Genomic DNA, 12,869 nt, shown 5'->3' with positions numbered 1-12,869 from the left:
TCACATGATAAAAGCGGACAGGAAAGTTTTCTGGTTATCAGAATCCTCTCTTGTCCGCTTTTTTGAGTTTTGTCAGTTAAAGAGCTTTTGCATTTCTTTTTGTACTTATGGCCTTATTGAATACCAAGTTTTCATTACTTGTCAAAGCCTTGTAAAGCCTTTTCGCGTTCTTCTACTTGTCCCTTGGCATCTAGTTTATTACCACCGTAAACTGCTGTTTCCCATGATCCATACATTGGATTTGGGAAGATGATGAATTTTTCACCAAATTCTTTTTGCAATTCTTCAAGTTGTTTGTCACGATCAGCTTCAGAAGTCTTAGAAAAATCTGCAAAGTCTACAAGGTTATCACCAAATAGTAACACAAGATTTGTCTTTTCTTGAACCGCTTGTCGACGACCTTCTTTGGATTTTACACCACTTTCTAGGAACATGAGGTGATCACGTCCTTGTACAGGAATACCTTCGTTTTCTAGATTTTTAATGGTAGCATCTACTTGGTCGACTGAACGGTCAGAAATATAGTAGATTTGGACACCGTTTTGATCGGCAAACTGAAGAAAATCTTTAGCACCTGGGACGGCTTTTGCTGCAGCTTTTTGGACCCAAACATCCCAATTTTCAGGTGTGAATGCTGTTCCATCTTTGACATTTTGAACTTGATAAGGACTGTTATCTAGGACCGTTTCGTCCAAGTCCAAAACAATCGAATAAGGCTTGTCTGATTCTGTTTTCAGTAATTCCTTTAGACGATCTGTAGCAACATTATAACCTTGTAGATACAAGGCTTTTGTTTCGGCCGCTTTTTGATACCAGAGAGTTGACATGGTATTTTCTCTAGACCGTAGTTGGTCGTAAGTCATTGTAATCTGATTGTCAGATGAGTTATTAGCGGATGTTTGTGTTTCTGTGGATTTTGTGGCGCAGCTGGTCAATAAGATGACAGATGCAAGTGCAGAAACGATTGTAACAGTGGTTTTAGCTGTTTTCATAAAATGTCTCCTGTCTATTAATTTCAATAACAGTATAGCATGAGGGAATAGTTAAGGCAAGCGTTTTCCTAAATATGGACTTGATTTTCCAGAGAAAGATGTAGATAATTAACGGATTAGAGGAAGAGAAAAATATTTTAAAACCTTGAAAAATCTAGCTAAATAGGGTATAATATAAATAATCATTTGTCGTAGGTTTTGTCTGAAATATTGTCCGGACAAGGCTCACAGCAGTTAAATCTCCTGAAAAAGTCGGATTTAGCTGCTCTTTTTGTGCTTTTTTTCAGGTTTTTCGGCCTTTGTAACAAAGATTTAAAGATTCTGAAAATTAGTCAAAGGGGATAAGTTGATAGGGTTTTTAGAACCATCTAACGATAATTACTAGCTTAGGTCACTAAGCTTGGAACTTTATTTAAAAAGGAGAATCATCTTGGCAGGACATGACGTTCAATACGGGAAACATCGTACCCGTCGTAGTTTTTCAAGAATCAAAGAAGTTCTTGACTTACCAAATTTGATTGAAATTCAAACAGATTCATTCAAAGATTTCCTAGATCACGGTCTTAAGGAAGTATTTGAAGATGTATTGCCAATTTCAAACTTCACAGACACAATGGAGTTGGAGTTTGTAGGCTATGAAATCAAAGAACCAAAATACACGCTAGAGGAAGCACGTATCCACGATGCCAGCTACTCAGCACCTATCTTTGTAACCTTCCGCTTGATTAACAAAGAAACTGGCGAAATCAAGACACAGGAAGTCTTCTTTGGTGACTTCCCAATCATGACTGAGATGGGTACCTTCATCATCAATGGTGGTGAGCGTATCATCGTATCACAGTTGGTTCGTTCTCCAGGGGTTTACTTTAATGATAAGGTAGACAAAAATGGTAAAGTGGGCTACGGTTCAACTGTAATCCCTAACCGTGGAGCTTGGTTGGAACTTGAAAGCGACTCAAAAGACATCGCCTACACTCGTATCGACCGTACTCGTAAGATTCCATTTACGACCTTGGTTCGTGCGCTTGGTTTCTCAGGCGATGATGAAATCTTTGATATCTTTGGTGATAGTGATCTTGTTCGTAACACTGTTGAAAAAGATATCCATAAAAACCCAATGGACTCTCGTACAGACGAAGCTTTGAAGGAAATCTACGAACGCCTTCGTCCAGGTGAGCCTAAGACTGCTGAAAGCTCACGTAGCTTGCTTGTAGCACGTTTCTTTGATCCACGTCGCTATGATTTGGCAGCTGTTGGTCGTTACAAGATTAATAAAAAACTCAATGTTAAAACACGTTTGCTTAACCAAACCATTGCTGAGCCATTGGTAGACCCTGAAACAGGTGAAATCTTGGTAGAAGCTGGAACAATCATGACTCGTAGCGTGATTGAGAGCATTGAAACTCATTTGGATGGCGATTTGAACAAGATTGTCTACATTCCAAATGATGCTGCTGTAGTAACAGAGCCAGTCGTTCTTCAAAAATTCAAGGTTGTTGCACCAACTGATCCAGACCGTGTTGTAACTATCATCGGTAATGCAAATCCAGATGACAAGGTTCGTATCGTAACGCCTGCAGATATCTTGGCTGAGATGAGCTACTTCCTCAACTTGGCTGAAGGTATTGGTCGTGTGGATGATATCGACCACCTTGGAAATCGTCGTATCCGTGCTGTTGGTGAATTGCTTGCCAACCAAGTGCGTCTTGGACTTTCACGTATGGAACGTAACGTTCGTGAACGTATGTCTGTTCAAGATAACGAAGTACTAACACCACAACAAATTATCAATATCCGTCCAGTAACTGCAGCAATCAAAGAATTCTTTGGTTCTTCTCAATTGTCACAGTTCATGGACCAACACAACCCGCTTTCTGAGTTGTCACACAAACGTCGTTTGTCTGCCTTAGGACCTGGTGGTTTGACACGTGACCGCGCTGGATATGAAGTGCGTGACGTGCACTACACTCACTATGGTCGTATGTGTCCAATCGAGACACCTGAGGGACCAAACATCGGTTTGATCAACAACTTGTCTTCATACGGACACCTCAACAAGTATGGTTTCATTCAAACACCATATCGTAAGGTTGATCGTGAAACTGGAAAAGTAACTAACGAAATCGTTTGGTTGACTGCTGATGAAGAAGATGAGTACACAGTAGCACAGGCTAACTCTAAATTGAACGCAGATGGCACTTTTGCTGAAAAAGTTGTCATGGGACGTCACCAAGGGGTTAACCAAGAATACCCAGCTTCAAGTGTTGATTATATGGACGTTTCTCCAAAACAGGTAGTTGCCGTTGCGACAGCATGTATTCCTTTCTTGGAAAACGATGACTCCAACCGTGCCCTCATGGGTGCCAACATGCAACGTCAGGCTGTGCCATTGATTGACCCTAAAGCACCATTCGTTGGTACTGGTATGGAATATCAAGCAGCCCATGACTCTGGAGCAGCTGTTATTGCTCAGTATGATGGTAAAGTTACTTACGCAGATGCTGACAAGGTAGAAGTTCGTCGTGAAGATGGTTCATTGGACGTTTACCACATCCAAAAATTCCGTCGTTCAAACTCAGGTACTGCTTATAACCAACGTACGCTTGTAAAAGTTGGCGATGTCGTTGAAAAAGGCGATTTCATCGCTGACGGACCTTCTATGGAAAATGGAGAAATGGCGCTTGGACAAAACCCAATCGTTGCCTACATGACTTGGGAAGGTTACAACTTCGAGGATGCCGTTATCATGAGCGAACGCTTGGTGAAAGACGATGTTTATACATCTGTTCACCTTGAAGAATACGAATCAGAAACGCGCGATACAAAGCTTGGGCCTGAAGAAATTACTCGTGAAATTCCAAACGTTGGTGAAGATGCTCTTAAAGACCTTGACGAAATGGGTATTATCCGTATCGGTGCTGAGGTTAAAGAAGGTGATATCCTTGTAGGTAAAGTAACACCTAAGGGTGAGAAAGACCTTTCAGCTGAAGAACGTCTCTTGCACGCTATCTTCGGAGACAAGTCTCGTGAAGTTCGTGATACTTCTCTTCGTGTACCACACGGTGCCGATGGTGTCGTTCGTGATGTTAAGATCTTTACACGTGCAAACGGTGATGAATTGCAATCAGGCGTTAACATGCTAGTTCGTGTCTACATCGCTCAAAAACGTAAGATTAAGGTCGGAGATAAGATGGCCGGACGTCACGGAAACAAAGGGGTTGTATCTCGTATCGTTCCTGTAGAAGACATGCCTTACCTTCCAGACGGAACTCCAGTCGACATCATGTTGAACCCACTTGGGGTGCCATCACGTATGAATATCGGTCAGGTTATGGAGCTCCACCTTGGTATGGCAGCTCGCACCCTTGGTATTCACATCGCAACACCAGTCTTTGACGGAGCAAGTTCAGAAGATCTTTGGTCAACTGTTAAAGAAGCAGGTATGGATAGCGATGCCAAGACGATCCTTTACGATGGACGTACTGGTGAACCATTTGATAACCGTGTGTCAGTTGGAGTCATGTACATGATCAAACTCCACCACATGGTTGATGATAAATTGCACGCTCGTTCAGTCGGACCATACTCAACCGTTACCCAACAACCACTCGGAGGTAAAGCTCAGTTTGGTGGACAACGTTTCGGTGAGATGGAGGTTTGGGCGCTTGAAGCCTATGGTGCATCAAATGTCCTTCAAGAAATCTTGACTTACAAGTCTGACGATATCAACGGACGTTTGAAAGCCTATGAAGCTATTACAAAAGGAAAACCAATTCCAAAACCAGGTGTTCCAGAATCCTTCCGAGTTCTTGTTAAAGAATTGCAATCACTTGGTCTTGACATGCGTGTCCTTGACGAAGATGATCAAGAAGTTGAACTTCGTGATCTTGACGAGGGCATGGACGAAGATGTCATCCACGTAGATGACCTTGAAAAAGCACGTAAAAAAGCTGCTGAAGAAGCAAAAGCTGCTTTTGAAGCTGAAGAAGGTGCAAAAGCGGAAGCAACAGAAGAAGCTACTGAACAAGAATAAGTAGCTCACTTAGAATAGAAAGGGAAGAAATAGTGGTTGACGTAAATCGTTTTAAAAGTATGCAAATCACACTAGCTTCTCCAAGTAAAGTCCGTTCATGGTCTTATGGAGAAGTCAAAAAACCTGAAACAATCAATTACCGTACGTTGAAACCAGAACGTGAAGGACTATTCGACGAAGTCATCTTTGGTCCTACAAAAGACTGGGAATGTGCTTGTGGTAAGTACAAACGTATTCGTTACAGAGGGATTGTTTGTGACCGTTGTGGTGTTGAAGTAACGCGTACAAAAGTTCGTCGTGAACGTATGGGACACATCGAGTTGAAAGCTCCTGTATCTCATATCTGGTATTTCAAGGGAATTCCAAGCCGTATGGGCTTGACCCTTGATATGAGCCCTCGTGCCCTCGAGGAAGTAATCTACTTTGCTGCTTACGTGGTGATTGATCCAAAGGATACACCACTTGAGCACAAATCTATCATGACAGAGCGTGAATATCGTGAGCGCTTGCGTGAATATGGCTACGGATCATTCGTTGCTAAAATGGGTGCCGAAGCTATCCAAGACCTCTTGAAACAAGTAGATCTTGAAAAAGAAATTGCTGAACTCAAAGAAGAATTGAAGACAGCAACTGGACAAAAACGTATCAAAGCCATCCGTCGTTTGGATGTTTTGGATGCCTTTTACAAGTCTGGAAATAAACCTGAATGGATGATTCTTAACATCCTTCCGGTTATTCCACCAGATCTTCGTCCAATGTTGCAGTTGGATGGTGGCCGTTTTGCCTCATCTGACTTGAACGACCTTTACCGTCGTGTTATCAACCGTAACAACCGTTTGGCTCGTTTGCTTGAGTTGAACGCACCAGGTATCATCGTTCAAAATGAGAAGCGTATGCTTCAAGAAGCGGTTGACGCTTTGATTGACAATGGTCGTCGTGGTCGTCCAATTACAGGACCAGGTAGTCGTCCACTTAAATCATTGAGCCACATGCTCAAAGGTAAACAAGGACGCTTCCGTCAAAACTTGCTCGGTAAACGTGTGGACTTCTCAGGACGTTCCGTTATCGCCGTTGGTCCAACTCTTAAGATGTACCAGTGTGGTGTGCCACGTGAAATGGCGATCGAGCTCTTTAAACCATTTGTGATGCGTGAAATCGTTGCACGTGATATCGTGCAAAACGTCAAAGCTGCTAAACGCTTGGTCGAACGCGGAGATGAGCGTATCTGGGATATCCTTGAAGAAGTGATCAAAGAACACCCAGTACTTCTTAACCGCGCACCGACCCTTCACCGTTTGGGTATCCAAGCCTTCGAGCCAGTCTTGATTGATGGTAAGGCCCTTCGCTTGCACCCGCTTGTCTGTGAAGCCTACAATGCCGACTTTGACGGGGACCAAATGGCCATTCACGTACCGCTTTCAGAAGAAGCCCAAGCAGAAGCTCGTATCTTGATGCTCGCTGCTGAGCATATCTTGAACCCGAAAGATGGTAAACCAGTTGTTACTCCATCTCAGGACATGGTTTTGGGTAACTACTACTTGACTATGGAAGAAGCTGGTCGTGAAGGTGAAGGAATGGTCTTCAAAGACCGTGACGAAGCTGTCATGGCTTACCGCAATGGTTATGTTCACCTTCACTCACGTGTAGGTATCGCAACAGACAGCCTTAACAAACCATGGACAGAAGAGCAAAAACATAAAGTCTTGCTTACAACTGTTGGTAAGATCCTCTTCAACGATATCATGCCAGAAGGTCTACCTTACTTGCAAGAGCCAAATAATGCTAACTTGACAGAAGGTGTTCCAGATAAATACTTCTTGCCACTAGGTGGAGATATCAAGGAAGCTATCAGCAAACTTGAGCTTAACCCTCCATTCAAGAAGAAAAACCTTGGAAATATCATCGCTGAAATCTTCAAACGTTTCCGTACGACAGAAACTTCTGCCCTACTTGACCGTATGAAGAACCTCGGTTACCACCACTCAACTCTTGCAGGATTGACAGTGGGTATTGCCGATATCCCAGTTGTTGAAGACAAGGCTGAAATCATCGAAGAATCACACAAACGTGTAGAACAAATCACAAAACAATTCCGTCGTGGTATGATCACAGACGACGAGCGTTACAATGCCGTTACAGCTGAATGGCGTGCTGCCCGTGAAAAATTGGAGAAACGCTTGATTGCCAACCAAGATCCTAAGAACCCAATCGTTATGATGATGGACTCTGGAGCCCGTGGTAACATCTCAAACTTCTCACAGCTTGCCGGTATGCGTGGTCTGATGGCGGCTCCGAACGGACGTATCATGGAATTGCCAATCCTTTCAAACTTCCGCGAAGGTTTGTCGGTATTGGAAATGTTCTTCTCAACTCACGGTGCCCGTAAAGGTATGACTGATACGGCCCTTAAGACAGCCGACTCAGGTTACTTGACTCGTCGTTTGGTTGACGTTGCCCAAGACGTTATCATCCGTGAGGATGACTGTGGAACAGACCGTGGTCTCTTGATCCGTTCTATCGCAGAAGGAAAAGAGATGATCGAATCTCTCGAAGAACGTCTCAATGGTCGTTACACTAAGAAAACTGTTAAACATCCAGAAACTGGTGTAGTTATTATCGGTCCAAATGAGCTGATTACAGAAGACAAGGCGCGTGAAATTGTCAACGCTGGTGTGGAAGAAGTGACTATCCGCTCTGTATTTACATGTAACACTCGTCACGGTGTCTGCCGTCACTGTTATGGTATCAACTTGGCGACTGGTGATGCGGTTGAAGTTGGTGAAGCAGTTGGTACAATCGCTGCCCAATCTATCGGGGAACCTGGTACACAGCTTACAATGCGTACCTTCCACACGGGTGGGGTTGCCTCAAATACCGATATCACTCAGGGTCTTCCTCGTGTCCAAGAAATCTTTGAAGCCCGCAATCCTAAAGGGGAAGCGGTTATCACAGAGGTTAAAGGACAAGTTACAGCTATTGAAGAAGATGCATCAACTCGTACTAAGAAAGTCTTTGTTAAGGGTGAAACTGGCGAAGGTGAATATGTCGTTCCGTTTACAGCTCGTATGCGTGTTGAAGTCGGCGATCAAGTTTCTCGTGGTGCAGCATTGACAGAAGGTTCTATCCAACCAAAACGTCTCCTTGCTGTACGTGATGTCTTGTCAGTTGAAACCTACCTTCTCGGTGAAGTACAAAAAGTTTACCGTAGCCAAGGGGTAGAAATCGGTGACAAACACATTGAGGTAATGGTTCGTCAAATGATCCGTAAAGTCCGTGTCATGGATCCAGGAGATACAGACCTTCTCATGGGTACCCTCATGGATATCAATGACTTTACAGATGCCAACAAAGATGTCCTTATCGCAGGTGGAGTTCCAGCGACAGGTCGCCCTGTCCTTATGGGAATTACAAAAGCCTCACTTGAAACCAACAGTTTCTTGTCAGCGGCTTCCTTCCAGGAAACAACTCGTGTCCTTACTGACGCGGCTATCCGTGGTAAGAAAGACCATCTCCTTGGACTTAAAGAAAATGTTATCATCGGTAAGATCATCCCAGCTGGTACAGGTATGGCACGTTACCGTAACCTTGAACCACAAGCTATCAATGAAGAGTCTTACCTAGCATCTTCTCAAGAAGAAACTTCAGTAGATACGACTGTAGAAGAAGTCGTTGAAACTGTTGAAGTAAGCGAATAAGTAGGTGTTGCTTAAGGTCTGAAATGAAAAGATTAATCATTCACGATAGATTCTTAAGAAGGATCCACTAGATAAAAAAGCGAACAAGGCAGAATTCTGATTGTCAGAAAACTAGCTTTGCTCGCTTTTTTTATTTAAGGTTAGGCTTGTGTTTTATAGTGGATTGAATCTAGAATAGTACACTACAACTGCTAAAAATATTTCTAGAAATTAGTTTGACTTTCCTAATCTCTCTGTTCATATCTTATTTCAATCCACTATACAAAACGGTACACTGTGAATTCTAAAAAATGCTAGAAATTGACTTAACTACTCTGGTAAATTTGTTCAGATTCTATTTCATTTCACTATAACTTGCTCTAGATTTAAAACTATGCTACAATCATCTAATACTCTTCGAAAATCAAATTCAAACCACGTCAGCTTCACCTTGCCGTACTCAAGTACAGCCTGCGGCTCTCTTCCTAGTTTGCTCTTTGATTTTCATTGAGTATAAAAAACAAGGACATCAAGATATGAAAACTGAATATCAAAAAATGATCGCGGGGGAACCCTATCACCCATTCGACCCAGACCTCCGTTTTCTAGCACAAACAGCGCGACAAAAGCAAGCAGCTTTTAATGAAGAAGTCGATCCAGTAAAAGGTATGGAAATCATCAAAGGATGGTTTGGTTCTACTGGTGAAAATCTCTACATCAACACTCGCTTGATGGTAGATTACGGGGTCAATATTCATCTGGGAGAAAATTTCTATTCCAATTGGAATTTAACTATGCTAGATGTTTGTCCTATAACCATCGGTGACAATGCTATGATTGGTCCCAACTGTCAATTTTTAACACCCCTTCACCCGCTGGACCCCGACGAACGAAACTCAGGACTAGAATTTGGCAAACCCATCACGATTGGTAAGAACTTTTGGGCAGGTGGTGGTGTCATTGTCCTACCGGGTGTTACTTTAGGGGATAATGTCGTTGCAGGAGCAGGAGCGGTCATTACAAAATCCTTTGGTGACAATGTAGTTCTAGCAGGAAATCCAGCGCGAGTTATCAAAGAGATTCCAGTCAAAGGAAATTAAAGGTTGAGATAGAGAAAATGAAGTCTTTTTCACAAGAGCTCTTTGGAATCGAAAAGCCTAACCAGTCTCAGTGTCAAAAACTTATTGCTAGCAAAAAACGAGGTCGGAATTTTTATCCCAGCCTCGTTTTTCGTCTTTAGAGATTTTTTCTCTTTTTAGCTTTTTTAGTCAATGCCACATCGCATTGATCAATATTTTGTGTAAGATAGCTAGTCACTTGGAAATCATCTGCCTCTGTTTTTAGCTCGACTTCATAGACAATGCTAAGGTTGTCCCCTGCATTTGTGCTATTGATCGTAATCATGTCAATTTCTGAGCAGAATTGGTCAAGAGCTGATTGGATAGCTTCCTGTACCTTCTCCTGATTAGCTACCGTGATTGTCAAAAGTCTACGGCGTTGATTGTCAGTTTTGACTTGTTGATTTTCCAAAAGGAACCAAACGCCCAAGATAAAGAGCGTGAAGAGAATTGCTAGGAAGAGATAGCCTGTTCCACAAGCCAGACCGATAATCATGGCTAGGAAAATTGCAATCAGTTCTCTTGAACCACTAGTTGCAGAACGGAAACGAATCAAACTAAAGGTTCCGGCTACAGCAATTGAAGTACCCAAGCTCCCATTGACCAGAAAAATAACCAAGGTCATAAGGCAGGGAAGCAGAGTCAAGCTGATAGCAAATTCTCTGGTGTAGAGGGTTCGATATTTGTAGGTCCAAGTAAGTGCCAAACCTAGGACTAGACTGACTAGAAGTGCCAGCAGTAGTTGGAAGGGATCTGCACTTGCAGTGGCGTTGTTGAAAATTGAGTTAAATAGATTAAGCATAAGCGGTACCTGCGCTTTCTATACTGGGACGTGGTGCATAAGGAAGCCCTTGAGATTTGTGGTAAGCACAACTGTATTTTGAAAATTTGTGCTCCATCAAACTATACTTGTCTAGGATGTCTTGTAACCACTGAGGTTTGTTTCCAGGAGCTTTAATCTCCATAATTACAGTATTGTCATCCAATAGAGGAGCCCCTTGATTTCCTGCGAAGAGACTGACATTTTCATCTCTATAGATTAGATTTTGGTCAATTGTGATACGAATTTTATTATAGTCGTAGCCCTCGATGTATTTTTTTTCTTTTAATGAATAACGATCGTAGTAGATGTACATACGAGGCTGGATTGCTTGCTTGTAATCCTGATGAAGCTTTTTCACTTTTTCAATGACGACTGTATCAGTAATGCTAGCATCCAAGTGCCCTTTGGTCATAAAATTAAGGATAGAAGTAGGAGTTGAGAGTAGTCTAAACTTGCGACCAACTCCTTCTTGGTCCTTGGTTTTGATTTCTAAAAATACTTGACTATCTGCTTTAGGTTGACTGAGATAGGTCCGCATCCGAACCTTTTCTTTTCGCTTATTTCCAAAATCATCATCTTGGAGCACATCAAAGTCTTCCGTATCAAAGTAGATGTTTGAAATAGTTGAAATTGGATAGTCGTCTTCTACTAGATATTCCTTTAAATCTTGAATCAGTTTGTCTAGTTTATCTTTGGAGATAATATATTTGGTTTCAATCCGCTTAAAAGTTGTTTCTAATGGTTTCATAAGTCTTTCTCCTCTTTCTTTCAGTTATACTATTTTTAAACAAGGTGAACTTGCTTGTCTACAATTCTAGAGGGGGTTTCTAAAACTTTTGTTAAATTTAACTTAATTGAAACTAAACTTAAGAAAACTTTCAGAAAAAGTTTAGGCTTCTTTTAGGAAAGACCCGTAGACTAAGAGCATGTAAAATGAAAGACGAGGAAACGAGCATGAAAGCAAAAAAATGGACATTCCTATTAACAAGTATAACAACTCTAGCACTGGTAACAGCATGTACCCAGTCAACTTCAAATACAACAGCTAGCAATACTGCGACAACGAAAACGACATCAACTACAGAAGCTAAGAAAACTAGCTATTTTACAGACAAGGACTATGATACTTCTTATGATGAAAAGACAGCAGCAACTGTAACCTTGTCAGAATCAACAGCGAAGGTATCAGGTGATGGAGTTGCCGTATCAGGATCTACCGTTACAATCTCCAAGGCAGGAACCTATGTCATATCTGGTCAATCCGACGGAGTTCAAATCAAGATTGAAGCCGAAAAGACTGATGATGTACATATTGTTCTAAAGGGTGTGACCATGACCAATACCAATGCTGCTATATCTGCAACATCAGCCGGTCATGTTTACCTAACTCTAGCAGATGGCACAACTAATAGCCTATCAGATTCAGCAACTAATAGTGACGAAAAAGCGGATGCAGCGCTCTTCTCTAAAGTGGACTTGACCATCAACGGTAAAGGAACTCTCAATGTAGATGGTAAGAAAAACAATGGTATCAAGGCAAATGATACACTTCACATCACAGGTGGAAGCTACAACATCACAGCAGTCGGGGATGCCTTTAATGTTAATGATGAACTCAACATTACCGGCACAACTATGACTATCGATGCCAAGGAAGACGGAGTTAAGGTCGACAATGATGAGGACACATCTGTAGGAACCATGTATCTCTCTGACAATACCATCACTGTTACTGCTGGAGATGATGGTATCCACGCATCAGGTGATTTGGTTATTGATAGTGGTACCTATACCGTTAAGAATTCTACAGAAGGGCTTGAAGGTAAGTCAATTACTATCAACGGTGGAGATATCGCCATCTATTCAACGGATGATGGTGTCAATGCAGCCAACAAAAATGCTCAACAAAGTGAAATTTTCTTCACTATGAATGGTGGGAACTTGACGGTTGAAGTTGGTCAAGGGGACACGGATCCAATTGACTCAAATGGTAACATTACTGTTACGGGAGGAACCATCAAAATGACTGGTCAAACTGGTTTTGACTTTGATGGAACAGCGACTCACACAGGCGGAGACATCTATTTCAATGGTGAAAAACAGACTGAGATTGTCAATTCGATACCTGGTGGAGGTGGACCTCAAGGAAATGGAGGCCCTGGTGGACGACCATAAAAAAATCTCCTTTCTCGAAAGAGAAGGGAGATTTTTTTTCAATTTTCTACTTTC

7 protein-coding genes are annotated in these 12,869 nt (G+C 42.1%); 4 read left to right on the top strand and 3 right to left on the bottom strand.

What is annotated here, in order from left to right:
- Window positions 1-134: 134 nt before the first annotated feature.
- Window positions 135-992, bottom strand: a complete 858-nt coding sequence (locus GEZ89_RS00110; RefSeq protein ID WP_153224527.1) for a 5'-nucleotidase, lipoprotein e(P4) family — start codon at window positions 990-992, stop codon at window positions 135-137.
- 430 nt (window positions 993-1,422) lie between these two features.
- Between GEZ89_RS00110 and GEZ89_RS00105 the strand changes: the two genes are divergently transcribed.
- From GEZ89_RS00105 to GEZ89_RS00095, 3 genes are all read left to right on the top strand, one after another.
- Window positions 1,423-5,025 carry a DNA-directed RNA polymerase subunit beta gene (locus tag GEZ89_RS00105; protein WP_153224526.1) on the top strand — a complete coding sequence of 1,201 codons (3,603 nt, stop codon included), beginning with the start codon at window positions 1,423-1,425 and terminating at the stop codon, window positions 5,023-5,025.
- A gap of 32 nt (window positions 5,026-5,057) precedes the next feature.
- Window positions 5,058-8,720, top strand: a complete 3,663-nt coding sequence (rpoC, locus tag GEZ89_RS00100) for a DNA-directed RNA polymerase subunit beta' (protein ID WP_322741458.1) — start codon at window positions 5,058-5,060, stop codon at window positions 8,718-8,720.
- Between the two features lie 515 nt (window positions 8,721-9,235).
- Window positions 9,236-9,799, top strand: coding sequence for a sugar O-acetyltransferase (locus GEZ89_RS00095; RefSeq protein WP_153224525.1), 564 nt, complete (start codon window positions 9,236-9,238; stop codon window positions 9,797-9,799).
- Between the two features lie 136 nt (window positions 9,800-9,935).
- Here GEZ89_RS00095 and GEZ89_RS00090 read toward each other — a convergent pair whose 3' ends face one another.
- On the bottom strand, window positions 9,936-10,619 hold the full coding sequence (locus GEZ89_RS00090) for a DUF4956 domain-containing protein (RefSeq protein ID WP_045762619.1): 684 nt from the start codon (window positions 10,617-10,619) through the stop codon (window positions 9,936-9,938).
- Window positions 10,612-11,388 (bottom strand): polyphosphate polymerase domain-containing protein, encoded by a 777-nt coding sequence (locus GEZ89_RS00085; protein ID WP_153224524.1) that lies wholly within the window; start codon window positions 11,386-11,388, stop codon window positions 10,612-10,614. Before GEZ89_RS00085 ends, GEZ89_RS00090 begins: the two co-directional genes overlap by 8 nt.
- 206 nt (window positions 11,389-11,594) lie before the next feature.
- On the opposite strand from GEZ89_RS00085, the gene GEZ89_RS00080 reads away from it, so the two are divergent.
- Window positions 11,595-12,815 carry a carbohydrate-binding domain-containing protein gene (locus tag GEZ89_RS00080; protein WP_074324964.1) on the top strand — a complete coding sequence of 407 codons (1,221 nt, stop codon included), beginning with the start codon at window positions 11,595-11,597 and terminating at the stop codon, window positions 12,813-12,815.
- Window positions 12,816-12,869: the final 54 nt, after the last annotated feature.

The organism is Streptococcus mitis, assembly GCF_009496285.1.
Taxonomy (GTDB): domain Bacteria; phylum Bacillota; class Bacilli; order Lactobacillales; family Streptococcaceae; genus Streptococcus; species Streptococcus mitis_BP.
This window is presented reverse-complemented; position numbering and strand designations above follow the sequence as displayed.

What these genes read in the sequence shown, in the direction of transcription:
- GEZ89_RS00085 (WP_153224524.1), bottom strand. Translation starts at nt 11,388, where the DNA reads ATGAAACCATTAGAAACAACTTTTAAGCGGATTGAAACCAAATATATT.
- GEZ89_RS00080 (WP_074324964.1), top strand. Translation starts at nt 11,595, where the DNA reads ATGAAAGCAAAAAAATGGACATTCCTATTAACAAGTATAACAACTCTA.
- GEZ89_RS00110 (WP_153224527.1), bottom strand. Translation starts at nt 992, where the DNA reads ATGAAAACAGCTAAAACCACTGTTACAATCGTTTCTGCACTTGCATCT.
- GEZ89_RS00090 (WP_045762619.1), bottom strand. Translation starts at nt 10,619, where the DNA reads ATGCTTAATCTATTTAACTCAATTTTCAACAACGCCACTGCAAGTGCA.
- GEZ89_RS00095 (WP_153224525.1), top strand. Translation starts at nt 9,236, where the DNA reads ATGAAAACTGAATATCAAAAAATGATCGCGGGGGAACCCTATCACCCA.